Origin of the sequence: Pseudomonas sp. NFIX49 (assembly GCF_900115915.1) — a bacterium.
GTDB lineage: Bacteria > Pseudomonadota > Gammaproteobacteria > Pseudomonadales > Pseudomonadaceae > Aquipseudomonas > Aquipseudomonas pharyngis.
Map to the genome: position 1 here is coordinate 234,554 of NZ_FOYE01000009.1, position 26,433 is coordinate 260,986.

At 61.1% G+C, this 26,433-nt stretch carries 18 protein-coding genes; 8 read left to right on the forward strand and 10 right to left on the reverse strand.

Annotated features, from left to right (window positions below; all coding sequences use genetic code 11):
• The first annotated feature begins 64 nt into the window (after positions 1–64).
• The gene (locus BMZ46_RS25020) at positions 65–1,234 is read left to right on the forward strand and encodes an acetyltransferase domain-containing protein (protein WP_074688668.1); all 1,170 of its coding nucleotides are present in this window, start codon (positions 65–67) and stop codon (positions 1,232–1,234) included.
• 6 nt (positions 1,235–1,240) lie between these two features.
• On the opposite strand, the gene BMZ46_RS25025 is transcribed toward BMZ46_RS25020, so the two are convergent.
• The gene (locus BMZ46_RS25025) at positions 1,241–2,146 is read right to left on the reverse strand and encodes a LysR family transcriptional regulator (RefSeq protein ID WP_074688666.1); all 906 of its coding nucleotides are present in this window, start codon (positions 2,144–2,146) and stop codon (positions 1,241–1,243) included.
• Between the two features lie 130 nt (positions 2,147–2,276).
• On the opposite strand from BMZ46_RS25025, the gene BMZ46_RS25030 reads away from it, so the two are divergent.
• Positions 2,277–3,107, forward strand: coding sequence for an oxidoreductase (locus BMZ46_RS25030; protein WP_074688664.1), 831 nt, complete (start codon positions 2,277–2,279; stop codon positions 3,105–3,107).
• 76 nt (positions 3,108–3,183) lie between these two features.
• On the forward strand, positions 3,184–4,716 hold the full coding sequence (locus BMZ46_RS25035; RefSeq protein ID WP_074688662.1) for an MFS transporter: 1,533 nt from the start codon (positions 3,184–3,186) through the stop codon (positions 4,714–4,716).
• 48 nt (positions 4,717–4,764) lie between these two features.
• Here the strand turns inward: BMZ46_RS25035 and BMZ46_RS25040 are convergent, their stop codons facing one another.
• Positions 4,765–6,156: an aldehyde dehydrogenase family protein gene (locus tag BMZ46_RS25040; RefSeq protein ID WP_074688660.1), complete on the reverse strand. Its 1,392-nt coding sequence runs from the start codon at positions 6,154–6,156 to the stop codon at positions 4,765–4,767.
• 103 nt (positions 6,157–6,259) lie between these two features.
• On the opposite strand from BMZ46_RS25040, the gene BMZ46_RS25045 reads away from it, so the two are divergent.
• Entirely contained in the window at positions 6,260–7,141 is an 882-nt protein-coding gene (locus BMZ46_RS25045) for a putrescine utilization regulator PtrR (RefSeq protein WP_074689290.1), read from the forward strand.
• An 88-nt stretch (positions 7,142–7,229) separates the two neighbouring features.
• Here BMZ46_RS25045 and BMZ46_RS25050 read toward each other — a convergent pair whose 3' ends face one another.
• Together BMZ46_RS25050 and BMZ46_RS25055 are read right to left on the reverse strand one after the other, a co-directional pair.
• Positions 7,230–8,795: an aldehyde dehydrogenase (NADP(+)) gene (locus tag BMZ46_RS25050; RefSeq protein ID WP_074688658.1), complete on the reverse strand. Its 1,566-nt coding sequence runs from the start codon at positions 8,793–8,795 to the stop codon at positions 7,230–7,232.
• The gene (locus BMZ46_RS25055) at positions 8,792–9,430 is read right to left on the reverse strand and encodes a cysteine hydrolase family protein (protein WP_074688656.1); all 639 of its coding nucleotides are present in this window, start codon (positions 9,428–9,430) and stop codon (positions 8,792–8,794) included. The genes BMZ46_RS25050 and BMZ46_RS25055 overlap by 4 nt, the downstream gene beginning before the upstream one ends.
• A gap of 99 nt (positions 9,431–9,529) precedes the next feature.
• Between BMZ46_RS25055 and BMZ46_RS25060 the strand changes: the two genes are divergently transcribed.
• Complete coding sequence (locus BMZ46_RS25060; RefSeq protein WP_039766945.1) at positions 9,530–10,027, forward strand: winged helix-turn-helix transcriptional regulator; 498 nt, start codon at positions 9,530–9,532, stop codon at positions 10,025–10,027.
• Positions 10,028–10,097: 70 nt separating this feature from the next.
• On the opposite strand, the gene BMZ46_RS25065 is transcribed toward BMZ46_RS25060, so the two are convergent.
• The 6 genes from BMZ46_RS25065 to BMZ46_RS25090 form a co-directional block, all read right to left on the reverse strand.
• The gene (locus BMZ46_RS25065; RefSeq protein WP_074688654.1) at positions 10,098–11,513 is read right to left on the reverse strand and encodes a purine-cytosine permease family protein; all 1,416 of its coding nucleotides are present in this window, start codon (positions 11,511–11,513) and stop codon (positions 10,098–10,100) included.
• A gap of 288 nt (positions 11,514–11,801) precedes the next feature.
• Positions 11,802–12,950, reverse strand: a complete 1,149-nt coding sequence (argE, locus tag BMZ46_RS25070) for an acetylornithine deacetylase (protein WP_074688652.1) — start codon at positions 12,948–12,950, stop codon at positions 11,802–11,804.
• Positions 12,947–13,624, reverse strand: coding sequence for a DUF1028 domain-containing protein (locus BMZ46_RS25075; RefSeq protein ID WP_074688650.1), 678 nt, complete (start codon positions 13,622–13,624; stop codon positions 12,947–12,949). Before BMZ46_RS25075 ends, argE begins: the two co-directional genes overlap by 4 nt.
• A gap of 27 nt (positions 13,625–13,651) precedes the next feature.
• On the reverse strand, positions 13,652–14,068 hold the full coding sequence (locus BMZ46_RS25080) for a RidA family protein (protein ID WP_007950460.1): 417 nt from the start codon (positions 14,066–14,068) through the stop codon (positions 13,652–13,654).
• A 58-nt stretch (positions 14,069–14,126) separates the two neighbouring features.
• Positions 14,127–15,434, reverse strand: coding sequence for a flavin-containing monooxygenase (locus BMZ46_RS25085; protein WP_074688648.1), 1,308 nt, complete (start codon positions 15,432–15,434; stop codon positions 14,127–14,129).
• Positions 15,435–15,694: 260 nt separating this feature from the next.
• Positions 15,695–16,513 (reverse strand): alpha/beta fold hydrolase, encoded by an 819-nt coding sequence (locus tag BMZ46_RS25090; protein ID WP_064597308.1) that lies wholly within the window; start codon positions 16,511–16,513, stop codon positions 15,695–15,697.
• Positions 16,514–16,697: 184 nt separating this feature from the next.
• Between BMZ46_RS25090 and BMZ46_RS25095 the strand changes: the two genes are divergently transcribed.
• The 3 genes from BMZ46_RS25095 (at position 16,698) to BMZ46_RS25105 (ending at position 26,429) form a co-directional block, all read left to right on the forward strand.
• The gene (locus tag BMZ46_RS25095) at positions 16,698–17,147 is read left to right on the forward strand and encodes a winged helix-turn-helix transcriptional regulator (protein ID WP_039766933.1); all 450 of its coding nucleotides are present in this window, start codon (positions 16,698–16,700) and stop codon (positions 17,145–17,147) included.
• A gap of 237 nt (positions 17,148–17,384) precedes the next feature.
• On the forward strand, positions 17,385–19,091 hold the full coding sequence (locus BMZ46_RS25100; RefSeq protein ID WP_074688646.1) for a ShlB/FhaC/HecB family hemolysin secretion/activation protein: 1,707 nt from the start codon (positions 17,385–17,387) through the stop codon (positions 19,089–19,091).
• A gap of 156 nt (positions 19,092–19,247) precedes the next feature.
• Positions 19,248–26,429 carry a two-partner secretion domain-containing protein gene (locus BMZ46_RS25105; protein WP_254778408.1) on the forward strand — a complete coding sequence of 2,394 codons (7,182 nt, stop codon included), beginning with the start codon at positions 19,248–19,250 and terminating at the stop codon, positions 26,427–26,429.
• Positions 26,430–26,433 lie beyond the last annotated feature (4 nt).

Below are 26,433 nucleotides of genomic sequence, written 5' to 3' on the forward strand. Positions count from 1 at the left end.
AACGCAAATTTTACGGCCGCTTTCGGGCGGCTGCATCGATCAACCTTTCGATTGCGATACTTCCATGACGATTGCGGTTCCCCGTTCTGCCCCCTCGGCGACTGGCCGGTTGCTGTCCATTGATGCGCTGCGTGGCCTGGTGATTCTGTTCATGTTGCTGGACCACGTGCGCGAAACCTTTCTGCTGCATCGTCAGGTCACCGACCCGATGGACATCGCCAGCACGGAACCGGCGCTGTTCTTCAGTCGCACCCTGGCGCATCTGTGCGCGCCGGTGTTCGTGCTGTTGACCGGGTTGTCGGCGTGGCTGTTCGGCGAGAAGTACGACGGCAAGGCTGACGTCAGTGCCTTTCTGTTCAAGCGCGGTTTGTTTCTGGTGGCGCTCGAATTCACCCTGGTGAATTTTGCCTGGACGTTCCAGCTGCCACCGACTGTGATCTACCTGCAAGTGATCTGGGCGATCGGCCTGAGCATGATCGCGCTGTCGCTGCTGGTCTGGCTGCCACGCTGGCTGTTGTTGACGCTGAGCCTGGCGATCATCGCCGGGCACAATCTGCTCGACGGACTGCACTTCGCAGCGGAGTCGGCGCTGCACATACCGTGGGCGATCCTGCATGACCGGGGCTGGATCGAGGCCAGCGAGACCTTGCGTCTGCGCACCTCGTACCCGTTGTTGCCGTGGATCGGCGTGATCGGGTTGGGTTACGCGCTGGGGCCGTGGTTCGCTCGTGCGGCCGATGCCGGGGTGCGTCAGCGCCGTTTGTTGATCGGTGGCATCACCGGTTTGCTGGGCTTTGTGGCGCTGCGGCTGGTCAACGGTTACGGCGAGAAACCCTGGGCCTTCGGTGACAGCGGTGTGCAAACCCTGATGAGTTTTTTCAACATCACCAAATACCCGCCGTCGCTGTTGTTCATCACATTGACGGTGAGTGTCGGACTGTTGCTGTTGCTGGTGTTCGAACGCGCACAGGATCGGCGCTGGATTCGCTGGCTGACGGTGTTCGGCTCGGCGCCGATGTTTTTCTACCTGCTGCACCTGTATGTGCTGAAGGTGCTGTACCTGATCGGCGTGGCGCTGTTCGGGCTTAATCAGGGCACCTATTTCGGTTTCTCTTCGGTGACGGCGGTTTGGCTGGCGGCGATGGTGCTGGCGGTCGCGTTGTTCCCGGCCGTGCGCTGGTTTTCGGCATTGAAGGCCCGGCGTCGCGACATTGCCTGGCTGAAGTATCTGTAGAACGGCTCAGCCCGTTTTGCCATCGCGGGCATGGCGGGCGAAGTCGATAAACGCCTTGAGCGGCGCCGGCACATGGCGCCGGCTCGGGTAATACAGGTGCAGGCCGGGATAGTACGGGCACCAGTCCGCCAGTACCTGCACCAGCCGCCCGCTTGCCAAGTGCTCGCGGGCCATGTCCTCGAACACATACGCCAGTCCCAAGCCCTGCAACGCCGGGCCGACCATCAGGCTGACATCGCCCAGGGTCAGCGGGCCGTTGACTTCGATTTCCTGATCGATGCCACCGCGTTCGAATTCCCAACGATACAGCGCGCCGCTGGGAAAGCGGTGACGGATGCAGGGCAGGGCGTGCAGATCCTCGGGTTTTTGCGGCGCGGCGTGCCGCTCGAGAAATGCCGGCGAGGCGACCACCACCGAGCGCAAGGTCGGGCCGATCGGCAGCGACACCATGTCCGCCTCCAGCCGATTGCCGAACCGCACCCCGGCATCAAAACCTGCGGCGACGATATCCAGCAGCGCATCGCTTTCGACCACTTCCAGGCGGATGTCCGGATAGGCCTGCAGGAACGCCCCGGCAATCGGCAGCAACACCAGTTCGCAGGCCTGACGTCCGGCAGTGATACGCAGGTTGCCGGAAGGTTTGTCGCGAAAGTGATTGAGGTCTTCGAGCGCGTCGTCGATGTCGCGAAATGCCGGTTTCAGCCGCGCATATAACCGCTCGCCCGCTTCGGTCAGCGCCACACTGCGAGTGGTGCGATTGAACAGGCGCACGCCCAGGCGATTTTCCAGAGCGCGCAACGAATGGCTCAGCGCCGACGGTGTCAGGCCCAGATCCACCGCTGCACGGCTGAAATTCAGGTGCTGGGCGATGCAAAGAAAGATCGACAGATCCGCCGTGGACGGGTTTTTCATTTGTGAACACCTTTCACAAAGTCATGCAAATTTGTTGGGATTATCACATCAGTAGCACGGCTTTAAAGTCGACTCAACTCATCAAGAAGGCCCGGCAATCTCGCCAGGGTCACCGACAGGAGGAGTTGATATGCGTACCTGGCTGATTACCGGAGCTTCCCGTGGTTTTGGCATCCTTATCGCTGAACAGGCCCTGCGTGCCGGTGACGCGGTGATTGCCACCGCCCGCAACCCGCAAGACATCACCGACCGCCTCGGCGATCACCCGAACCTGCTGGCGGTGCGGCTGGACGTCACTCGCGAAGAGGAAGCCCATCAAGCGGTGGCACAGGGCATCAAGCGCTTCGGCCGCATCGACGTGCTGATCAACAATGCCGGCTTTGGCGTGTTGGGCGCCGTCGAAGAAACCAGCGCCAGCGAAACCGAGCGCCTGTTCGCCACCAACGTGTTCGGCCTGCTCAACGTCACCCGCGCCGTGTTGCCGCACATGCGTGCCCAGCGCAGCGGACGGGTCATCAACATCTCGTCGATTGGCGGTTATCAGGCCTACGTGGGCTGGGGTGTCTACGGCTCGACCAAGTTCGCAGTGGAAGGCATCAGCGAAGCGTTGCATCAGGAACTGGCGCCGCTGGGCATTCATGCCACGGTGGTCGAACCGGGCTTCTTCCGCACCGACTTCCTCGACGAACAATCGCTGATCAAGACCGCACTGGTGCTGCCGGACTACGACGAAACCGTTGGCAAGATGCGCACGTTTGCCGAAGCGGCCAACCATGCCCAGCCGGGCGATCCGCTGAAGTTTGCCGAAGCGATGCTGGCGCTGGTCAACGCGCCGAACCCGCCGCAACGGCTGGCGCTGGGCAGCGACACGATTGCGCGAATCGAAGCGAAGAACCGCTTGGTGGCGCAGGAGTTGGCCGAGTGGAATGAGCTGGCGTTGTCCACGGATTTCAAGGACTGACCTGGCCCCTCGTTGAAGCTATCGCAGGCTGCGCTCTATTGATCGCAGCCTGATTTTCTTTTCATTGGATGAAATCATGACAAACGTCTCCCAACACACGGGCGCGCGCGACAAGCTGCTGATCCTCGCAGCCATTTGCCTGTCGGCTCTGGTCCTTCCGTTAAGTTTCACTGGTGGCGCGGTGGCAACGCCGGCCATTGGCGGTGACCTGGGCGGCAGCCCGGTGGCGCTGACCTGGATCACCAATGCGTTCATGTTGTCGTTTGGCAGTTTGCTGATGGCAGCAGGGGCGTTGGCCGATGTCTATGGACGCAAGCGCCTGTTCACCAGCGGAATGCTGTTGTTCACCGCCGCGTCGATTGCCCAGAGCCTGGCACCTTCGGTGTTCTGGCTCGACGTATTGCGAGCGGTTCAGGGCGTGGCCGGTGCGGCGGCTCTGGCCAGTGGTTCGGCGGCGCTGGCGCAGGAATTCGAAGGTCATGCGCGCACCCGTGCGTACAGCATGCTCGGCACCACGTTTGGTATCGGTCTCGCGTTCGGCCCGTTGGTGGCCGGAGCGTTGATCGAGGCGTTCAACTGGCGCGCGATCTTTGTGTTCACCGCGCTGATCGGTGTGATCGCGATGGTCTTCGGTCTGCCGCGCATGCGCGAAACCCGCGACCCCGACGCCAGCGGTCTCGACTGGCCGGGCACCGTGACATTCAGTTCGATGCTGGCGCTGTTTACGTTCGGTGTGATTCAGGCACCCGAGAGCGGTTGGGGCAGTCCGTTGGTGGTTGGTCTGCTGGGTGCTTCGGCGCTGTTGCTGGCGCTGTTCGTCTGCATCGAAATGCGCGTCAAACGTCCGATGCTCGATCTGACGCTGTTCCGCTTTCCGCGCTTCGTCGGCGTGCAGATGCTGCCGATCGGCACCTGCTATTGCTACATCGTGCTCGTGGTCATGCTACCGCTGCGTTTTATCGGCGTCGAAGGCTTGAGTGAAATCGATGCCGGCCTGCTGTTGCTGGCGCTGTCGGCGCCGATGCTGGTGGTGCCGATGCTCGCGGCGTCCATGACCCGGTTTGTCTCGGCCGGCATCCTGTCGGGCGTGGGTTTCCTGATAGCTGCCATGGGGCTGCACTGGCTGAGCCTGTACAACGTCGGCGAGCCGAAATTTGCGCTGGTGGTGCCGATGGTATTGATCGGAATCGGTGCGGGTCTGCCGTGGGGTTTGATGGACGGACTGTCGGTCAGCGTGGTGCCGAAAGAGCGCGCCGGCATGGCGGCCGGGATTTTCAACACGGTACGGGTGGCGGGTGAGGGGATTGCACTGGCCAGTGTCGCGGCGATTCTTGCCTCGCTGCTGCATACCGATCTGCAAGCCGTAGCCAGCGGTGCAGACACCGCGCTGATTGCGGAGACGGCGCACCGGGTGACCACCGGCGACATGGCCCATGCGATCAACACGGTTCCGGGGTTGGATAATGAACGTCTGGTGCAGGGTTACGCCTCGGCGTTCCAATATCTGCTGCACATCCTGACGATCATCACCCTGGTGTCGGCGGCTGTGGTGCTGGGGCTATTAAGCAAAGATCGGACGGTGTCGGAACCCCAACAGGCTGCGGCATAAATGAAAAAGCCCGGAAGCGCAAAACGCTTCCGGGCTTTTTTCATTGGATCAGCGGCGATCCAGCCACACCGTCTGCGCATTGCAGAACTCGCGCACGCCGAAGTGCGACAGCTCGCGGCCGAAACCGCTTTTCTTCACGCCGCCGAAGGTCACGCGCGGGTCGCTGGCGGAGTAACCGTTGATGAACACGCCGCCGGTTTCCAGTTCGCTGGTCAGTTGCTGGGCCAGGGCGACGTTGGCGGTGTAGATCGTGGCAGTCAGGCCGAACTCGCTGTCATTGGCCAGCGCTACAGCGTGGGCGCAGTCGCGAGCGGTGATGATCGAGGCCACCGGGCCGAACAGTTCCTGCTTGAACGAGGTCATGCGGTCGGTGACGTCGGCCAGTACGGTCGGCTCGTAGTAGTTGCCCGAACCCTCTACTTTGCCGCCGCCGAGCAGCAGGGTGGCGCCTTCTTCCAGGGTGTCGCGCACTTGTTGATCGAGTTCGTCACGCAGATCGAAACGGGCCATCGGGCCGATGTAGTTGTCGGCGGACAATGGGTCGCCCATCTTCAACTGGCGGGTGGCTTCGACGAATTTGCGGGTGAATTCTTCGACCACACCTTCTTCGATGATCAGGCGTTTGGCGGCGGCGCAGACTTGCCCTGAGTTCTGGTAACGACCGATCACCGCCGCTTGCACGGCTTCGTCGATATCGGCGTCATTGAGCACGATAAACGGATCGGAGCCGCCCAGTTCCAGTACGCATTTCTTCAGCGCGGCACCGGCCTGTGCACCGATGGCCATGCCGGCGCGGACGCTGCCGGTCAGGGTTACGGCTGCAATGCGCGAATCGGCAATGGCGGTCGAAACGCCTTCCGGGGTGACGTTGATCACTTCAAACACGCCATCGGCAAAACCGGCGCGGGTGAAGGCGTCGCGCAGCAGGTAGGCGCTGCCCATCACGTTCGGCGCATGTTTGAGCACGTAAGTGTTGCCGGCGATCAGGGCCGGGACCGCACCGCGCAGCACTTGCCAGATCGGGAAGTTCCACGGCATCACGGCGAGGATCGGGCCGAGCGGACGGTATTCGATGCGCGCCTTGCCGCCTTCGACCAGCGTCGCTTCGGCGTTGAGCATGGCCGGGCCGTGTTCGGCGTACCACTCGCAGAGCTTGGCGCATTTCTCGATTTCGCCACGGGCCTGGGCGATCGGCTTGCCCATTTCCCGGGTGATCATGGTCGCCATGGCTTCGCTGCTGTCACGCAGAGCACCGGCCAGCGCAGTCAGGGCGCGGGAGCGATCCTGCAGCGGTTTGCGTTTCCACTTGTTGAAGCCGAACGCCGCGCGGGTCAGCGCAGCATCGAGGGCTTCGGCGGATTCGAAGGCGTAATGACCGATCTGCTCGCCGGTGGCGGGATTGATCGAGATAGCGTGGGTCTGGCTGGAAATCGGGCTCATGGCGTCGTCCTGCGAGGTCAGTGGATGCGCTCAGAGTAGGGTGGCGTTTGGTTTCTGGAAACTGAATAATAAAGAGCGTTTCTTTCACGATTGGAGAATGACTGTGGATCTGGTGCAACTGGAAATCTTCAAGGCCGTTGCCGAGCACGGCAGCATCAGCGCTGCGGCGGCGCAGATCCATCGCGTGCCGTCGAACCTGACGACGCGCATCAAGCAATTGGAGGAGGACCTGGGCGTCGACCTGTTCATCCGTGAGAAAAGCCGCTTGCGCCTGTCGCCGGCGGGCTGGAGTTTTCTCGAGTACGCGCGGCGTATTCTCGATCTGGTGCAGGAAGCGCGAGCCACGGTGGCCGGCGAGGAACCGCAAGGCGCGTTCCCGCTGGGCTCGCTGGAAAGTACGGCGGCTGTGCGGATTCCCGGTCTGCTGGCGACCTACAACCAGCAACATCCGAAGGTCGATCTGGACCTGTCGACCGGTCCGTCCGGGACGATGATCGACGGTGTGCTCTCCGGGCGCCTGGCGGCCGCGTTTGTCGACGGCCCGGTTTTGCACCCGGCGCTGGAGGGCATTCCGGCGTTCGAAGAGGAAATGGTCGTCATCTCGCCGCTTCACCACGGGCCGATCCAGCGCGCGGCGGACGTGAATGGCGAGAACATCTATGCGTTCCGCTCGAACTGCTCCTATCGCCATCACTTCGAAAAATGGTTCAGCACCGACGCTGCGGTGCCCGGCAAGATCTTCGAAATGGAGTCCTATCACGGCATGCTCGCCTGCGTCAGCGCGGGCGCCGGTCTGGCATTGATGCCGCGCAGCATGCTGCAGAGCATGCCCGGTTGCGCGACGGTCAGCGTCTGGCCGCTGGCGTCGGATTTTCGTTATCTGACGACGTGGCTGGTGTGGCGCCGGGGCACGGTGTCGCGCAGTCTGAGTATGTTTGTGCGTTTGCTGGAGGAGCGCGGTGTGGTGCGTGCAGAAGAGAATTGACGCTCTGGGTTCGGGTCTTCTCCATGAAGACCTGCTCATTTGATTGAAAAGCGTGCCCGGTTCGGTGATTCGCCGAACCGGGCATTTTTCATTGGCCGTCGATGCTGCGAGGCAGGTCGAGTGGATTGGCGTCGCGCAACACCTCCGGCAGCAATGCATCGGGAAAGCCCTGATACGCCACCGGCCGCAAAAAGCGCTCGATCGAGGTCATGCCGACCGAGGTGAAGCGGCTGTCCGAGGTGGCCGGGAATGGGCCGCCGTGTACGGTGGCGAAGGTCACTTCCTGGGGATGGGCGAAGGCGTTGACCACGATGCGTCCGGTGCGTCGTTCGAGGATCGGCAGCAGACGCTGGGCCAGATCCAGATCGCGGTCTTCAAGGTGAATGGCTGCGCTCAGTTGGCCCTTGAACGTGCGGGCAACTGCCAGCAGTTCTTCCTCATCGCTGACCGTCACCAGCAGTGCAGCCGGGCCGAACACTTCATGGGCCAGTGCGGTTTCGTTGAGAAAGTGCTGACCACCGACTTCCAGCAACGCCGAGCGGCCCTCAAACTGGCCATCCGACGGCGCGCCGACCGCCACCAGATTCGCCCCCACGCTTTCCATCGCCACCAGGCCGTTAACGTATGACCCGTGAATCCCCGGCGTCAGCATCGTACGCGCTGGCGCTTCGCTGACCCGTTTGATCATCGCATTGCGCAGCGCTTGCAGACCTTCGCCTTCAATCGCGATCAGAATCGACGGACACAGACAGGCCTGCCCGACATTCACCAGCATCCGCTCGATAAAGCCATCGCCGATTTCTCCGCCACGCGCGGACAGCGCTGCGGGCAAAATGAACGTCGGGTTGACGCTGGTCATTTCGGTGAAAACCGGAATCGGATCAGGCCGCAACTGCGCGCGGCGATAAAGCGCCATGCCGCCCACCTCTGAACCGGTGAACGTCACCGCTTTAATCAAAGGATGATCGACCAGCGCCTCACCGATCGCATTGCCGCCACCGCGCACCATGGAGAAAACCCCTTCATGCAAGCCATGCGACTGCACCGCTTTGCGGATAGCGCGAGCCTGGATTTCCGATGCGCCGGGATGTGCGTTATGCGCCTTGAGAATCACCGTCGCACCGGCCGCGAGTGCCGACGCAGTATCGCCACCGGCTACCGAATAGGAGATCGGAAAATTGCTCGCACCGAAGATCGCCACCGGGCCGATGGCGACTTTCTGCAGGCGATGATCCATCCGTGGTCGCGGCTGGCGATCAGGTTGCGCCGGGTCTATCGCCAGTTGCAGAAAGCGCCCCTTGCGCACCACCTCGGCGAACTGACGGAACTGGGTCGCGGCCCGGGCGGCTTCGCCTTCGAGCTGCGCCTGAGGCAGGCCGGTTTCCAGCGCGGCGCGGGCGGCCAATTCTTCGCGTACGGCGTCTAGGTTGTCGGCGATGCTTTCGAGAAACGCCGCACGTTCGGCCAGCGAAGTGTGGCTGTAGCTGTCGAAGGCCGCGTCGGCGAGGGTTGCCGCCTGATCGACCTGCGCTGCACCGCCGAAGGCGAATTCCGGTTCGATCAGCGTGTTGGTTGCCGGATTCAGCGCCTTCATCGTGCCCTCGGTGGCGGGGACGTCAGCGGCGCCGATCAGCATGTGGCCGGTCAGAGTCATTTTGCGTCACCTTGCGACTGAAGGTTGGCGATCAGTTCGTCTGTAGTGGTGATGACATGAGCGAAGGTCGGGCCGTTGAGTTCGTGGGCGGCGTGCATCATTTCCTCTTTAAACGCGGCGGTCGCATCGCGCACCAGCGTGACGTGATAGCCGAGTTCCGATGCATAGCGCGCGGTGGCCTCGATGCAGGTATTGGCCAGCAGGCCGACGATGATCACGTGGGTGACGCCTTGCTGTTTCAGGCGAAAGTCCAGGTCGGTGTTGGCGAAACCGCTGGAGCCCCAGTGTTCCTGGACCACGATGTCGCCGTCCTTCGGCGCGAAATCCGGGTGCCATTCACCGCCCCATTCGCCGCGCGCAAAGTGGTGCATGTGCATGATCTTTTGTTGGGTCGGGGTTGGATGATCCCAGTTCTCGTAGTCGCCTTTGACCCAGCGATGATGCGGTACGATGACCACCGGGATCGGCAGGGCCCGCACGGCGCGATCGAGTTTGCGCAGGTTGTCGAGCAGGCCGTTCTGCTCGGCCATCGGTTTGAGCAGCGGAAAGATCTTGCCGCCCTCGGAGAGAAAATCGTTGTACGGATCGACCAGCAGGTAGGCGGTTCTGTCGAGCGGATAGAGAGGTTTCGACATGACGATGGACTCCGGCAATGAGAGTGATCGATGCTCAGGGCTTGTTCCCGCATCGTGTTGATATGATAATCATAGTAACTGTGAAAGAGGCAAGCCCTGATGGCTGTAAACGATAGTCTTCCCGACACGCTGTGCCCGATTTCCCGGGCCGAGTCGATCGTCGGCGACCGCTGGACGGTGCTGGTTTTGCGCGAATTGTTCATGGGCAGCCATCGCTATGACGAGATCCTGGCGCAGACCGGCGGCACGCCGCAGATGGTCGCCGCCCGTCTGAAAAGCCTGGAGGCGGACGGACTGGTCGAGCGCCGCTTGTACAACGAGCGGCCGAAACGCTACGAGTACCACCTCACCGCGAAGGGCGAGGCGTTTTACCCGGTGATAATTGCGTTGCGCGCCTGGGGCGAGACCTGGTGCAAATCGCCGGAGGAGGGGCTGGCGGTGAACATGACCCACAAGAACTGCAACCACAGCGCCGGCCTCGGGCCGTTGTGCGATCACTGCGGTGAAGTGTTGCGGCGTGAGGATCTGATCAGCCAGCCGCAAGAGGCGTACGCCGCGGAACGACAGGCGCGGCGTGAGGCGTTCAAAGCGAAATAGGCGGCCCCATCCAAAACAAAAAAGGCCCTCATTTGCGAGGGCCTTCGTGTGTCAGCGCAGAACGAATGGCTTACAGACTGCCCGCCAGTTTCCCGGAGGTCAGCCGCCGACGATAAGCACTGTCACGGGTCGCCAGCCAGAAATACAGCGGCGAGGTCACCAGCAAGCCAACCAGCCACGACAGGTCCGCGCCGTTGATGTGCGCCGACACCGGCCCGACGTACAGCGGCGTGTTCATGAACGGAATCTGCACCGCGATACCGATCGCATAGGCCAGCAAGGCTTGCGGGTTGTAACGGCCGTAGATGCCGCCATCGACCTGGAAGATCGAGCCGATGTCGTACTGGCCTTTGTGGATGGCGTAGAAGTCGATCAGGTTGATCGCCGTCCACGGCACCAGCACGACCAGCAGCACCAGCACCATGTCGACGAAGTGGCCGATGAAGTCCGCCGAGGCGCCGACCGCAGCGAAGCAGCAAGCCAGCAGGACGATGATCGAAATCACTGCGCGGCTCTTGGCGGTTGGAATCCAGCGGTAGGCGAAGGTCTGCACCAGGGTGATCAGCGACAGCACCGCGCCGTAAAGGTTGAGGGCGTTGTGGCTGATGACGCTGAGCAGAAACAGCACCAGCATCAGCGGGCCGATGGCGCCGGTGGCGAGTTTCACCGCGTCCATGGTGTCCATGCCCACCGGGGTTGCCAGCACCGCGACGGCGCCGAACACGAACGACAGGCTGGAGCCCAGCGCCGATCCCAGATAGGTGGTCCAGAAGGTCGCCGCCACCGGCACGTTCGCCGGCAGGTAACGCGAGTAGTCCGACACGTAAGGCGCGAACGCGATCTGCCACAGCGCCGCCAGCGACACCGTTGCCAGCCAGCCCGAGAGGTTGAAGCTGCCGCGCGTGAGGAAATCATCGGTCTGGATGTGGGTGAGGATGTAGCCGAAACCGATCACGATGCCGATCCCCAGCACCCAGGTGCCGATGCGGTTGAGCACGTGGATGAAGCGGTAACCGATGATCCCGATGATCCCCGAGCCCAGCGCACCGATGACGATGCCGACGGGCACTGGAACGCTGTCGACCACGCCATGCAGGGACTTGCCGGCGAGCACGATGTTGGAGGCGAAGAAGCCGATGTACATGACGCCGGCAATCAACACCACCAGCAGCGCGCCGAGGGAGCCGAACTGCGCACGGCTCTGGATCATCTGCGGAATGCCCATCTGCGGGCCTTGCGCCGAGTGCAGCGCCATCAACACACCGCCGACCAGATGGCCGACCAGAATGGCGACGATGCCCCACACCAGATTCAGGTGAAACAGTTGCACGCCGAGAGCGCCGGTGACGATGGGCAGCGGCGCGATGTTGCCGCCGAACCAGAGGGTGAACAGATCCCGAACCTTTCCGTGGCGATCTTCGGGCGGCACGTAGCCGATCGTGTGTTTTTCAATGAGCGGTGCAGACGTTGATGCAGAGGTGGTCATGACGAACTCCAAGGCAAGGACGAGTACGTGGACGTACTTCAATGAGCGCCGGCACGGACGGCGCATTTCTTGTTGGGGTGATCATGGGCAAGGAAAGGGCAGAGATAAATTAGTAGTTTTGTTGCTTCAGGCGTTAAAAAAACGAGGCTCTCCGGTTAGCTGAAAACGCTCTGTCCCGGGTATTTCAGCCCGGTGAACGACAACGCAGCTGACCTCCATCGGAGCAGCTGTCTGTCGGTGAGCCTGCGGCTCGGCTGCGAACTTCAACCCGCAGCCAGACCGGTTTTTTCAGAGGCGAATCGAAACCAGCATCCGTTGCAGCATCTCATCGCAGGCCTCGAGTTGGTCGAGGCTGACGAACTCGTCCGGCTTGTGGCCCTGATCCATGCTGCCGGGGCCGCACACCACCGTGGGAATCCCCACCGCGTCGAACAATCCGCCTTCGGTGCCAAAGGCCACGGTGCCGAAATCGTCCGAGCCACAGAACGTGGCGATCAGTTCCGCAGCCTTGCTTCTGGCATCGGTTGCGAGCCCCGGATAGGCCGACAATTCGCTGAAACGGATATCGCTCTGCTCGCTGACGGCTCGCATGCGCGGCAGCATTTGCTGCTCGGCGTAGGCCTTGAGTTGCTGCGCGACCAACGCCGGATCCTGCGAGGGCAGGGCACGGATTTCGAAGTCGAAACGGCAATCGGCGGGGACGATGTTCAACGCCTTGCCACCGCTGATCACGCCGGTTTGCACCGTGGAGTACGGCGGGTCGAAACGCGGATCGAGGTGTTCATCCTTGAGCTGTCGGCCGATGCGTCCCAGCTCGCCGATCAGCTCGGCGGCGCATTCGATGGCGTTGACCCCAAGTGGCGCGTAAGCCGAGTGACAGGCGTGACCCTGGACATCGCAGCGCATCGCCAGTTTGCCCTTGTGCCCAAGCACCGGTTTGAGTTCGGTCGGCTCGCCGATGATGCACAGCAGCGGTTTGACCGGACGTTGCTCCAGCACCTTGAGCAGCGAGCGCACACCGAGGCAGCCGACTTCTTCGTCGTACGACAGGGCAATATGCACCGGCATACGCAGCGGTGCTTCGATCAGCGACGGCACCAGCGCGAGCACGCAGGCGATGTAGCCCTTCATGTCCGCGGTGCCGCGACCGTAAAGCTTGCCGTCGCGCTCGCTGAGTTCGAACGGCGGCATCGTCCACGGCTGGCCATCGACCGGCACCACATCGGTGTGCCCCGACAGCACGATGCCCGGTTGATCGGCCGGGCCGATCGTGGCGAACAGGTTGGCTTTGCTGCGCTCATCGTCGTAGATCAGCTCGCACGGCACATCGAAACCTTCGAGGTAGTTGCGCACGAACTCGATCAATTGCAGGTTGGACTCGCGGCTGGTGGTGTCGAACCCCACCAGCGTCTTGAGCAACGCGACGCTGTCGCTCATCGGTCGTCTCCGGCAACCCCGTAGCCCGGCGCCTTGGCCGGATCGAGGGCGCGGTCGATGTAGTCCTGAAGCTGCGGACGATAGGCGTCCCAGAGTTTCTGCAATTGCCCGATCGGGTCTTCATCGGCCCAGTCCACCCGCAGGTTGACGATGGGCCAGGTCAGTTCACCGACCACGACCACGGCCGCCGAATGCACCGGGCCCGCTTCACCGCCCAAGGCCTGGGCGGCGTGCAGGGCGTTGATCAGGCGATCCGCCAATTGACCTTCGCCTTCTTCGAACGCGCTGACCATGGCTTCGATCACCGAGCGCCCGGCGAGCATGTTACCGGCCGCCACGCATTGTTCGCCGGACACGGCGTTGTGCACGCCGAGGGTCTGCGCGCCGCTGAAATGTGCGGTCTGGCCGAGGTGATTGATCGCCGTGATCTGCCGGTACTGGCTGTAGCCGTTGCGGGTCAGCACCTTGTCCAGTGCAGCCTCGGGTGCCAGGCCTTGTTCCATCAGGGCAAGCACTTCCGGGCCGAGCGATGGCAGGGTGATGTTCTGGCTCGACACCGCACCAACCCCCGGCAACAGCCACGGGCAGCGGGCGCCGACGGCGATGCTGGAGGAACTGATGGCGATGCCGAACTGACCGGTTTCGGGGCAACGGGCGGCGATGGAAAATGTCATGTGTGGCCTCCTTTCGCTAAGGTCGAATTACTCGGGAATCACCGCAACCACATCAATCTCCATCAGCCACTGCGGCTGACCCAAAGCCGACACCACCAGCCCGGTGGAGATCGGGAACACGCCCTTCAGCCATTTGCCGACTTCCTGATACACCGGCTCGCGGTAGCGCGGGTCGATCAGGTAGGTGGTGGTCTTGACGATATGGCTCAGGTCGCTGCCGGCCTCTTCGAGCAGTTGCTTGACGTTGCGCATCGCCTGTTCGGTCTGCGCGCGCGGGTCGCCGAGGCCGACCAGTTCGCCATCGAAATTGGTCCCGACCTGACCACGGACGTACACGGTGTTACCGGCGCGCACGGCCTGGCACAGGTCGTTGTCCAGGGTCTGGTTCGGGTAGGTGTCCTTGGTGTTGAACATGCGAATGCGGGTGTGGGTTGGCTGACTCATGTGAGGCTCCTGACGAAATCGGACCCGGCGCGACGGGCGCCGGGATTGAAGAGGGAAATCAAGCGTCGACGGTGTCGACAGCGTGGTTGTGCAGCGCGGCTTCGCGTTGTTCGGCATCGCGATAGGCCAGGTATTTGCGTTGGGTGGCGATGTGATCGGCCACGTGTTTGGCGTCGTGCCACACGCCCCAGATGAACGACGACCCGCGCCGCGACTGCCACGGCAAACCGAGGAAATACACACCCGATTCGCTGGACACGCCGCGCTGATGTTGCGGCTTGCCGTTGTCGTCGAAAGCGGCGACTTTCAGCCACGAATAGTCCACGGCAAACCCGGTGGCCCAGATGATCGAGGTGATGCCGGCGGCGGCCAGATCGAGATCGGCCAGCGGGTTTTTCACGCATTCAGGGTCCGGATAAGTCTCGCGGGCTTCCGGTTCCAACGGCAGATCCAGACCGTTGCGTTCGATGTAGGCGTCGGCGGCATCCAGCAGCGCGAGGTAGTTCTCGTCGCCACGTTTGAGGTTGTCGCGCAGGTCCTGTTTGAAGGTCACCACGCCGTCGCTGAACGATTCGGTGACGCCAACCAGGGTCATGCCGCGATGGGCCAGACCACGGAAGTCGATGGTGCGGCCACCGTGGGCACCGCTGACGGCGATGGTCACGTGCTCGCGGCCGGGTTTCATCGCGGCCTGATCCCACTCGCCGAGCACGCCCAGCCACCAGCAGAAATCACGGTTGCGGTAAGCGCGGGGAGGGCGGTCGTGGGCGCCGACCGAGAGGTAAACCTGCTTGCCCGAGCGCTGCAATTCATCGGCGATCTGCACGCCCGATGAACCGGCACCGACCACCAGCACTGCGCCGGCCGGCAGTTGTTGCGGGTTGCGATAGTCGGCCGAGTGAATTTGCAGCAGACGCTCATCTTTTGGCGCAATGGCCGGGATCACCGGACGCTGGAACGGACCTGTTGCAGCGACGACGCGGGCGGCTTCGATCACGCCCTCGGAGGTCTCGACGGTGAAGCCCGGACGCCCGACATTGCGCACCACGCTTTTCACATCGACGCCGGTGCGGATCGGCGCATTGAATTTCTTCGCATAGGCTTCGAAGTAGTCGGCGACGCGTTCCTTGTGGGCGAAACCGTCCGGATCGACATCATCGAATTCCATCCCCGGAAAGCGGTCGTGCCACGCCGGACCGTTGGCCACCAGCGAATCCCAGCGCCCGGTGCGCCAGCGTTCGGCAATGCGGCTGCGCTCCAGCACCAGGTGCGGCACACCGAGTTTGCTCAGGTGTTCACTCATGGCCACACCCGCTTGACCGGCGCCGACAACAAGCGTGTCTGTTTTTATTATTTCAGTGGTCATCTCTGATCCCTTCTCACGAGGCCGTTGGATTCAGGTCGCTGTCGACCTGTTCTCTGTGCTTGGGATCAGACTAGGGAGGGGGTGGTTATCGGTAAAATATTATTAAGCTGGCATGTGAAGATAAAAACGTGATGCAGAGGTCTGAAAGCCCCGTAAACAAGGGGCTTCGCCCTGGCACCGGAATCCGGGACAACGAAAAAAAGGGCCGTCGACAGGTGTGTCGACGGCCCTTTTCAGTTGGCGCTTGATTTACATCGAATTCAACGATTGAGGAACGCCAGCAGGTCTTCGTTCAGTGCCTGCGCATGGGTCACGGCAAACCCGTGCGGCGCACCGGCATAAACCTTCAGCTCGGCACCCTTGATTTGCTCGGCGGCGCGTTTGCCGGTGGTTTCGAACGGCACGATGACGTCGCCGTCACCATGGATCACCAGCGTCGGCACATCGATTTTCGCCATGTCAGGACGGAAGTCGGTTTCCGAGAACGCAGTGACGCAATCCACGGTGCCTTTGAGCGAGGCCAGCAGGGCGATGTTCAGGGTTTGTGTCAGCACGCCGTCCGAAACTTTCTGACCTTTATCGAGGCCATAGAACGGCGTGTTGAAGTCTGCGATGAACTGCGCGCGATCCTTCAAAAGACCCGCCTTGATCCCGTCGAATACCGACTTGTCGACGCCCTCGGCGAAGTCCGGTTTCTTGCCGAACAGCGGCGTTACCGCGCCCAGCAACACCAGCCCGGCGACACGCTCGCTGCCGTGACGCGCGATGTAGCGGCTGACATCGCCGCCGCCCATGGAGAAGCCGACCAGGGTCACGTCACGCAGGTCGAGGTGCTCGATCAGTTGCGCGATGTCATCGGCGAAGGTGTCGTAGTCGTAGCCGGTCCACGGCTGCTCGGAACGGCCGAAGCCGCGGCGGTCGAAGGCGATGGTGCGGTAGCCACGGCTGCTCAGATATTCCATCTGGTATTCCCACATGTCGGCATCCAGCGGCCAGCCGTGGCTGAACAGCACGGGCTTGCCGCTGCCCCAGTCCTTGAAATAGATCTCGGTGCCGTCTTGGGTCGTGAAGGTGCTCATGAAAACTCCTTATGTCGGGGCGTGTGTGGTTGCCGGGATGGCATCGCTGACTATCGCGGTTAAGCGTCTGGTCTACTTGTACGCAGGTGCTAAGTTTCGCCAGCCGATCAGCGTAGACGCCTGCGGGCGTCAGAGTTGTAAGATGCAACCACGATTTGATGACCGTTTTGCTGGAGAACGCTGAATGAAACGCAAAAGCCTGGAGGGCAACATCTGCCCGGTTGCCCGGACACTCGACCTGATCGGTGACTGGTGGTCGTTGCTGATCATCCGCGACGCGCTGGAGGGCATCAGTCGTTTCAGCGATTTCGAGAAGAGCCTGGAAATCGCCAAGAACATGTTGAGCATGCGGCTCAAAGGGCTGGTGGAGCGGGGCATCCTGCGCCTGGTGCCGGCGTCCGACGGCAGCGCCTACAAGGAGTACGTGCTGACGGAAAAAGGCCGGGCGTTGCAAACCGTGATCGTTGCGTTGTCGCAGTGGGGTGGGGAGTTCATGTTCGAGCCTGGCGAGCCCGGGTCGGTGATGGTAGATGCGCAAAAGCGTCAGCCGATCAGGAAGCTTCAGTTGCTGTCGGCCGATGGTCGGGTGCTGGCGCCGGAAGATGTGGCGACGAAACTGGCGGTTGAGCACTGAGGTGAAGTAAGCGGGGTCTGTCGGATGTTTCGTTTTTCGGAACGTTCTCTGATTTGGTGACCGTTTTTCCTTGGTTGATCTACGAAACATCCTGCATCTCTGTCGGAGTCGGACGATTTCACCGATGCCGCTCGTCGGCCACACTATTTCGGTGAATCCTTAAATTGACGTCAGAATAGTGGCTCTTTAACATGGTGCCACTATTCTGATATCGCTTTCCGTCTCGAGGGATCGAACATGTCCTCACCCGCCCTCGTGGCGAGGTTGTGCCTGGCTTTGCTATGCCTGTCTCCGCTCCAAACCGCACTTGCAGCACCCACCCCCGGTGAAACCGACCTGATCCGCGAACGCCAGAACCGTCTGCTCGAAGAGCAGCAGCGACGGCTCGAAGAACTCAAGGATCTACCTGGCAAAGAGGCCAAACCGGCGCAGCCGGAAGCCCCCACCGACACGCGTTGCTTTCAGATCAACGACATCGAGCTCAAAGGCGCCGACAGCCTGTCGGAGAGCGACAAGAGCCGTTTGCTCAAACCCTACCTCGGCCAGTGCCTCGGTGTGCCTCAGCTGAATGAAGTGCTGAAGGTCATCACCGATCACTACATCGAGAAGGGTTGGGTGACCAGCCGTGCTTACCTGCCACAGCAGGATCTGTCCGGTGGACATCTCAAAGTACTGGTGGTGGAAGGCAAACTCGAGGGCTTGAAAGGCGCCGACAACAGCAAGCTTTCGGAGCGTGAGTTGTCGATGGCGTTTCCCGGCAAGGCCGGTGAGTTGGTGAACCTGCGCGAGATCGAGCAAATGGTCGATCAGCTCAATCGCCTCCCTTCCAACCAGGCCAAAATGGAGCTGTCGCCAGGCAAGAACGTTGGCGGCAGTGAGGTGCTGGTCACCAACACCCCGCAGAAACCATGGCGCGCCGGGCTGTCGCGTAGCAACGACGGCCAGCGCAGCACCGGTGAACAGCAGTGGGGCACCACGTTCGATTGGGACAGCCCGTTGGGTCTGGCTGACCAGTTGAGTCTGCGCGGTGGTCACGACGCGATGACCGATCACCAGCACACCTCCAACAACGCCATGCTCAACTACAACCTGCCGTGGGGCTGGTGGAACTTCAGCTACACCTACAGCCAGAGTGAGTACCGCTCGCAGATCGCTGCCAACGGCTACAACTTCAAGCAGACCGGCGACAGCGAGAACCATCAGTTGCGCGCCGAGCGGGTGATCCATCGCGACTCTGTCAGCAAGACCTCCCTCAACGCCGGCCTGTCGTATCTGCGCACCAACAACTTCATCGAAGACAGCAAGCTCAAGCTGAGCAGCAACCGCATCAGCGAAGCGCAGTTCGGCTTCAACCACGGACGTCGTGTCGGCAGCGCCTTCGTCAACTTCGACGCCGGCATGCAGGAAGGTATCGGTGCATTCGACGCTCAGGGCAGCCACGATCCGGGTCCCGGCGAGCCCGACGCGCGCTATCGCAAGTACACCGCGACCCTGAGCTATCTGCAGCCATTCAAAGTGTGGGGCGAGTCCTTCAGCTTCAGCAGCCTGATGACCGGCCAGCGCAGCGAAGACGTGCTGTTCAGCCCGCAGCGCACCAGCCTCGGCGGGTCGTCTTCGATCCGTGGCTACAAGGATCAATCGCTGTCAGGCGACAGCGGCGGCTATTGGCGCAACGACCTGCGCTGGTCGCGCCCGATCAACGCCGAATGGCTGCGCCCGGTGTTCGCCGAATACGGCACCAGCCTCGGCTACGACCAGGGCGTGATTCGTGGCGACCGTTACAACGGCGAGCAACACGGGCGCATGTCGAGCAACTCGCTGGAGCTGTTTGCGCGTGGCGAACACGTGGCAGCAAGTGTGACTTTTGCCCATTCCCTGGAACGCCCTGACGTGCTGACCGAGCGCGAAGCGCCGATCTATTTCCGCGTGGATTTCTTCCTCTAGTTTTTGCCCTTTCCGAGATTCTGCTATGGAGTTCCGCCAACTGGCCTTTCTGGCCAGTCAGCCTTCTGCTGCCGTAAAAAACCGTGAACACTTCTGGGGCATGCCCAAACGCGGACTGGCGTTCCTGCTGGCCAACGTCATGTTCTGGCAACCGATGTGGGCGCAGCAGCTGCGCAAACCATCCTCAACGAAGTCAACGGCGGCAGTCCGAGCCAGTTGCGCGGTTACACCGAAGTGGCAGGGCAGTCAGCGCGGGTGATCGTCGCCAACCCGTACGGCATCAGCTGTAACGGTTGCGGCTTCATCAATACACCACGCGTCACCCTCACCACCGGTAAACCGTTACTCGATGGCGCGGGTCGGCTGGATCGTTTCCAGGTCGATCAGGGCAGCGTTTCCATCGATGGCAAAGGTCTGGATGCCAGCGCCGTCGACAGCTTCGAAATCATTACCCGCAGTGCGCAGATCAACGCGCAGATCCACGCCAAACGCCTGAACATCACCACCGGTCGCAACGATGTAAACGCCGAAACGCTGAGCGCCACGGCGCGTGCCGATGACGGCAGCGCCAAGCCGCAACTGGCGATCGACTCTTCGGCACTCGGCGGGATGTACGCCGGGGCAATCAAACTGGTCGGGACCGAGGCCGGTGTCGGCGTGAAACTGGCAGGCGAACTGGCGGCCAGCGCCGGTGATATCCAGATTGACGCCAATGGCCAACTGACGCTGGCCAAAGTCACGGCCAGCAATGCGGTCGACATCAAGGCCAACAGTCTTGAGGCGCAGCAAACCGTTTACGCGGGCACGCAATTGACCGTGCAAACCGCTAAGGATCTGGTCAACCAGCAAAGCCTTGCCGCCAGGGACAGCGTTCGCCTGACCAACGGCGGCACATTGACCAACGCCGGCGTGATCGAAGCCGGAGTGAATGCGGATAACAGCCGTAACAGCAATGGCGATGTTTCCATCAACAGCGGCTCGGTGAGCAACCGTGGCAGTGTATTGGCCAGTCGCTCGCTGAGCGCGAGTGCCGCAGGTGTTTTCGATAACCAGAACGGTATCGTCCAGGCCAAAGACGTCGCCCTAAGCGCCACTCGCCTGGTCAACCAAGGGGCTGACGCACGGATCTACGGCGAAACCAGTCTCGCGTTCAACGTCCCGGCTATCGTCAACCTCAGTGGCTTGATCCGCTTCGCCGACGGTCAGACGGCGGCGCTCTCGGTCGACAATCTGGACAACCGCAAAGGCCGGATTGAAATCGCCGGCGGTAGTTTGAAACTCAATGCGCGGGCGCTGCACAACGACGACGGCAAGATCATCGCCGGACGTCTGGATATCGATACCCGGCGACTCGATAACGCTGGCGGCCTGCTTGCTGCCAGCCAAAGCGACACCAAAGTCGTTGCCCACGAACGTCTGGACAATGACAAAGGCAAGATCCAGGCAAAGACCGACCTCGTCGTTTCGGGCACCGAGTTGCTCAATCAGGGCGGCACGCTGGCCGCCGATTCGATCCGGATCACCGGCACTCGGCTGGACAACAGCAGCAAGGGTGTCATCAGTGCCGAAAACGGCAATGTTGATCTGACGCTGGATCAGGATTTCGATAACCACGACGGCAAGGTGCAGGCATCGAAACACTTGAGCGTCGCTACCCAGAGCATCAACAACCGCAATGCCAGTCTGACCGGTAAAACCCTTGAGCTGACCAGTCGCGGCAAGCTCGACAACACCCAAGGCACGATTTCATCCGACGACAGCGTGCTGTCCAGCGAAGACCTGGACAACACTCAGGGCTTGATTCAGGGCAAAACGACCCTGAACCTGACCGCACGCGATCTGGGCAACGCCAATGGCCAACTGCTCGGCGGTGTTGTCGATGCGACGCTGGACAATCTCACCAACAATGACAAAGGTGCGATCAGTGCCGAAACCGGCAAGCTCACGCTGGTCGTCAACAAGCACCTGAACAATGCCTTGGGCCGACTACAAGCCAGCCAGGGTGATGTAGATATTCACGCCGACAGTGTCGACAACCGCAAAGGCGTGGTGGCTGCGCAACAATTGCTGTTGGTCGCTCGCAATGGCCACATCGACAACCGTGGTGGACGGGTGATCGGCGATCGCTTCGACCTGCAAGCGACCAGCCTCGATAACAGCGACAGCGGTCTGCTGGCGGCAGGTGTTGACGGTGCCCGCTTGATTCTCAAGCAAGCCGTCGCCGGTCAATCGCAACTGCTCAATCAAAAGGGCCGGATCCAGAGCGACGCCGACCTGTACATCGAAAGCGATACGGTCGACAACAGTGCCGGTGTCCTGCTCGGTAAAACCCTCGAAGTCACCGCGACCCGACTGAACAACAGCGACAAGGGCGGCATCGTCGGCACGGGCGGCAACATTGCGCTGAAAATTGCCGGGGTCTTCAAAAACGTCACGGGCGTGGTCGATGCTGGCGAGCAACGCGTGCTGCTCGACCAATTGGTCGAACTCGACAATCGCGGCGGCACATTGCGCGGCCAGCGTCTGGACATCACCAGTACGTCGATCGACAACCGTGACGCGGGCCAGATCATTGCAGGCAGCGATGGTCTGAAAATCGTCGGCAGCACACTGCTGAACCAGCAGGGCGCAATCCTCGCCAATGGCAGCCACGCAGAACTCGCGCTGGGCACCGGCAACCTGCAGAACCAGGGGGGCACGCTGCAGGCCGACACCCTCGACATCACCAGCGCCGACCTCGACAACAGCGCAGTCAACGGCAAGGCCGGTTTGATCTCCAGCCTGCTGGGCGATTTGAAGTTGACGGTGACACGTCTGACCAACCGCGCCGGCAAGCTATTCGGCAAAGACCAGGTCGTTTTCGATGGGGCCACCCTGGACAACGCAGGCGGCGAAATCAGCGGCAATCGACTGGGCCTCGAGGCGGTCAGTCAGATTCTCAATCAGGGCGGACTGATCGAGTCGGGCACGGACCTGAAACTGATCAGCGGCCAACTGAACAACAGCGCTGGCGGGCAGATTCGCGCACTGGGCGGAGCGTCCAGCCAGATCAAACTGACCGGCAACCTGAACAACCAGAACGGCGTCATCGAGATCGGCAGTCAGGATCTGGAACTCGCCGGCATCCAGCTCAACAACCTCAGCGGCAGCGTGCGTCACGCCGCGCAAGGGCTGTTCAACCTGGATCTGAATAACCTGACGGGCACGCAGGGCAGCCTCACCGGTCTGGGCAAAGGCGTCTGGGATGTTGCGGCGGTCAATGGTGTGGGCACCTGGCAACTCAATGGTGGGCTGACTTACACCAGTTCGCAGGATTTGAACCTCAATGTCGGGGATCGCATCGCCAGTGCTTCGGCGCTGAACCTGAATGTCGCCAATCTGAACAACGCCGGGCAACTGCTCAGCGATGGCGACCTGACGCTGACCCTTGGCGGCAGCTTGATCAATAGTGGTCGAGTGTCGGCTCAACAAAAACTCACCATCAACGCCAACGACGTGATTCAACAGGACGGTCGACTCGTCAGCGGTGGCGATACCGTGATGACCTTGCGCGGCACGCTGGACAACCTCGGTCGGCTGATCGCCAACCAGAACCTTACGGTGACGGCTGCACAGATCAACAACAAAGGCACCTTGGGCGCCCAGGGCAATCTGGAATTCAACGCCGCCAACGGCATCTCCAACGTAGCCGATACGCTGCTGTTCAGCGGCGGCACGATGAAGTTGCATGGCAGCAGCCTGAGCAACTATTACGGCGACATCTACAGCCGGGGCAATCTCACGGTCGACGCCGTGGGTGGTGGTCGTGCTGCGTTGTTCAGCAACTTGTCGGGGACGGTCGAGGGCGAGGGGGATATCGACATCAATGCGGTGTCGGTGGAAAACGCCAAAGCGGTTTTCGAGATCTCTCATGGGCTGAACTCCGGCGACATCAGTTGGGTGTGTGGCCAGCATTGTGGCGGTCACGATGGTTGGAAGCGCGGCACTATTACGATCAACCGAACCTACAGGGATGTCGTACTCAAGGATTCGACCGCTGCGCGTTTTGTCGCCGGTAGAAACCTGACGATTCATGGCGGCAATGTCGAAAACCGCTACAGCCTGATGGCTGCCAACGGCAACCTCAGCCTGACCGCAGACAATCTGCTCAACCAAGGTGCCAAGTCTCGTGACGGCTACTCGACAGAGATCATCGGAACTCCTGGCCACATCGACAATAGTCTGTGGGACAGGATGGAGTTCATTGATGTCCCCGCGTTCAACGCAGCCACCGCTGCGGGACATTTCGATGAAGCCCGTTTCGAGGAACTGGTTGAAACCACGATGGACAGCCGGTTCAAACATCCTGACATGGTCGAGATCCATTGGCAGGACGCTGGCAGTACGGTGTATGCGGGAACCCTGCAGGCCGGGGGTAGCGTCAGCCTGAACGTGAGCAACAACCTTCAGAACGGTACGCTGCACGACAACACCTACGATCAGCTGACCGGCAAACTGGACAGCGATCAGACCTTGGGTGTCGGGGTTCTCAATATCAACCTGGGTAAACGCAGCGGCCCAGCGGACGCTCAGGTGGCCAGGGATGTGACGCGGATCGAGCGCCTGGACGCCGATGGCGTGAAGCAAATCAGTTTCGTACCCATCGACTTCAAGGGCGTTCCGTTTACCGCCGTAGACCCGACGGCATCGTCGACGTTCAGGCTGCCCAAGGGCCCGTACGGCATGTTCGTGCAGAGCCCGAATCCGCAGAGCCGCTACCTGATCGAAACCAATCCGGAGCTGACTCAGACCGCGCCATTCATGAGCTCGGACTACCTGCTGGGCAAACTCAATTTCAGCGCAGATGAGGCTGCCCGTCGCCTCGGCGACGGCCGCTACGAATCGCGTTTGATCAGCGATGCCGTCTTGGCTCAAACCGGCCAGCGTTTTCTGGCCGGTGGCTTGAACAACGATTACGAGCAATTCCGTTACCTGATGGACAACGCGCTCGCCAGCAAAAACGAGCTGAATCTGGCGGTGGGTGTCGCCCTCACGTCCGAGCAGGTGGCGGCGCTGACGCATGACATCGTCTGGATGGAAGAGCGCGTCGTCGATGGCCAGAAAGTACTGGTGCCAGTGTTGTATCTGGCGCAGGCCGAGTCGCGCAACGTGCGCGGCGGCAGCCTGATTCAGGGGCGTGATCTGGAAATGATCGCCGGCAATGACCTGGTCAACGTCGGCACTCTGCGGGCCACCAACAACCTCACGGCAGACGTCAAAGGCAGCCTCTATAACGGTGGTCTGGTCGAGGCCAACGAACGCCTGAGCCTGATGGCCACCGACAGCATCCGCAATGCGCTGGCCGGTGATATTCGCGGTAATCAGGTCAGTCTGAGCACCCTCAAGGGTGACATTGTCAACGACCGGACCGCCGTGACTTACAGCCCGGGGCAGGGGTTGCGCACTTCCCTTGATGACGGCGGCAACATCAGCGCCCGCGATACGTTGAGCATCAAGTCCGGCCGTGACTTGACCAACTCCGGCACGATCACCAGCGGCGCCGATGCAGACCTGAGCGCGACCCGCGACATCAACTTACTGGCGGTTCAGAACGTCAACGAGATCCACACAATCGAGAACGGCGGACATCGCTCGACCGTCACCACAACCGTGGAAAACCTCGCGTCCAGCGTGAAGAGTGGCGGCAACCTGAAGCTCGATGCCGGTCGTGACATCAACGTCCTTGCCAGTACTGCAGAAGCCAAAGGCGATCTGCTTGCCGACGCGAAACAAGACTTGAATATGGCTTCGGCGAGCGACGAACACAATGTCGAGACCAACAGCAAAAGTGGCAAGAAACGCGTCCACGAAGAAGACAACCACACCGTCCAGAAAGCCGCCGAGTTCATTGCGGGCGGCGACGTAAAAACCACTTCCGGTCGCGATACCACGTTGGTGGCGAGCAAGATCAGCGCGGGCAATGAAGCCTATGTGTATGCGGGTAATGACCTGAGTCTGCTGGCCGCGCAGAACAAGGACTACACCCTGTACGACATGAAAGAGAAGGGTGGTTTCGGCGCCAAGAAAATGAAGCGCGACGAGGTTACCCAGATCACTCATGTGGGTAGCGAGATCAAGACTGGGGGCAGTCTCACGCTGGTTAGCGAGGGGGATCAGCGCTATCAGGTGGCGAAGCTTGAAAGTGGCAAGGGCATCACGCTGGACAGTGGTGGGCAGATTTACTTCGAAGGGGTGAAGGATCTCCATGATGAAAGCCATGTAAAAAGCAGCGACAGCCTTGCCTGGACTTCGATGAAAGGGGAAGGCAACACAGACGAAACGTTGCGCCAAAGTGCTTTGGTTGCAAAAGGAAAGCTGACCATCCATGCCGTCGATGGTTTGAAAATCGATGTTCGCAAGCTGAATGAACAGACTGTCAGCCAAGCCGTTGATGCGATGGTCGCTACGGATCCTGAACTGGGCTGGTTGAAGGAGGCGGAAGCCAGGGGCGATATCGACTGGCATCGCGTGGAGGAAATACACAAGAGTTTCAAATACGAGCACTCGGGGCTTGGCGCTGGTGCGCAGTTGATATTAGCCATCCTGCTGGCGGCAGTGACGGGAGGGGCAGGGGCTGCGCTGGTTGGAGCGGCGGAAGGGACCATTTATGCGACCGCTGCAAATCTGGCCTTCGTTTCGTTGGAGACGACCGCGGCCAATAGTGCGATCAGCAATAAGGGCAAGTTAAGTGCAGTTGCCAAAGACACCTTCAGCAAAGAAAGCCTCAGGAATGCCGCAATTGCGGGAGCAACCGGTGCGTTTACTCAAGGGGTAATCGACCCGTATCTGGGAGGCAAAACAGTACCGTTCAATAACCTGACCAAAGGCTTCGACCTTAATACGGTCGGGGGCATTGGTGGTCTCGCAATTCATGCCGGGGCACAGGGGCTCGCTGCGGGGGCAATCAAGACGGCTATTGGAGGAGGCAGTCTCGGCCAGAATCTGCAACAGAGTCTGGTGGCGCAGGCCGGTAATGTCGTAGCCGCTACAGCGTTCAACTTTGTTGGAGGGTACGCCCAGAGTCATTGGCAAGAAGCAAAAGAAGCGGGCGATTCGGTCGGCATGGCGATGTGGAAAGAGGGTGGTATTGCTCGTACCGCCATGCATGCGTTGTTTGGCGGCGCTGTATCCAGTGCCACTGGGGGCGATTTCAAAACCGGTGCAGTTGCGGCGGGTGCCAATCAGGCAATGGCTGGCGTTCTGAACTCCACTTTCGAAAATAAACCAGAGTTACGCCAGGCCTTTTCTCAAATTGTCGGTTTGACCGCCGCTGGATTGGCGGGGGGGGGATGTCAATAAGGGG

What these genes read in the sequence shown, in the direction of transcription:
- BMZ46_RS25090 (WP_064597308.1), bottom strand. Translation starts at nt 16,513, where the DNA reads ATGAGCACCTTCACGACCCAAGACGGCACCGAGATCTATTTCAAGGAC.
- argE (WP_074688652.1), bottom strand. Translation starts at nt 12,950, where the DNA reads ATGAGCGACAGCGTCGCGTTGCTCAAGACGCTGGTGGGGTTCGACACC.
- BMZ46_RS25095 (WP_039766933.1), top strand. Translation starts at nt 16,698, where the DNA reads ATGAAACGCAAAAGCCTGGAGGGCAACATCTGCCCGGTTGCCCGGACA.
- BMZ46_RS25035 (WP_074688662.1), top strand. Translation starts at nt 3,184, where the DNA reads ATGACAAACGTCTCCCAACACACGGGCGCGCGCGACAAGCTGCTGATC.
- BMZ46_RS25060 (WP_039766945.1), top strand. Translation starts at nt 9,530, where the DNA reads ATGGCTGTAAACGATAGTCTTCCCGACACGCTGTGCCCGATTTCCCGG.
- BMZ46_RS25085 (WP_074688648.1), bottom strand. Translation starts at nt 15,434, where the DNA reads ATGACCACTGAAATAATAAAAACAGACACGCTTGTTGTCGGCGCCGGT.
- BMZ46_RS25080 (WP_007950460.1), bottom strand. Translation starts at nt 14,068, where the DNA reads ATGAGTCAGCCAACCCACACCCGCATTCGCATGTTCAACACCAAGGAC.
- BMZ46_RS25100 (WP_074688646.1), top strand. Translation starts at nt 17,385, where the DNA reads ATGTCCTCACCCGCCCTCGTGGCGAGGTTGTGCCTGGCTTTGCTATGC.
- BMZ46_RS25065 (WP_074688654.1), bottom strand. Translation starts at nt 11,513, where the DNA reads ATGACCACCTCTGCATCAACGTCTGCACCGCTCATTGAAAAACACACG.
- BMZ46_RS25050 (WP_074688658.1), bottom strand. Translation starts at nt 8,795, where the DNA reads ATGACTCTGACCGGCCACATGCTGATCGGCGCCGCTGACGTCCCCGCC.
- BMZ46_RS25075 (WP_074688650.1), bottom strand. Translation starts at nt 13,624, where the DNA reads ATGACATTTTCCATCGCCGCCCGTTGCCCCGAAACCGGTCAGTTCGGC.
- BMZ46_RS25020 (WP_074688668.1), top strand. Translation starts at nt 65, where the DNA reads ATGACGATTGCGGTTCCCCGTTCTGCCCCCTCGGCGACTGGCCGGTTG.
- BMZ46_RS25055 (WP_074688656.1), bottom strand. Translation starts at nt 9,430, where the DNA reads ATGTCGAAACCTCTCTATCCGCTCGACAGAACCGCCTACCTGCTGGTC.
- BMZ46_RS25030 (WP_074688664.1), top strand. Translation starts at nt 2,277, where the DNA reads ATGCGTACCTGGCTGATTACCGGAGCTTCCCGTGGTTTTGGCATCCTT.
- BMZ46_RS25025 (WP_074688666.1), bottom strand. Translation starts at nt 2,146, where the DNA reads ATGAAAAACCCGTCCACGGCGGATCTGTCGATCTTTCTTTGCATCGCC.
- BMZ46_RS25040 (WP_074688660.1), bottom strand. Translation starts at nt 6,156, where the DNA reads ATGAGCCCGATTTCCAGCCAGACCCACGCTATCTCGATCAATCCCGCC.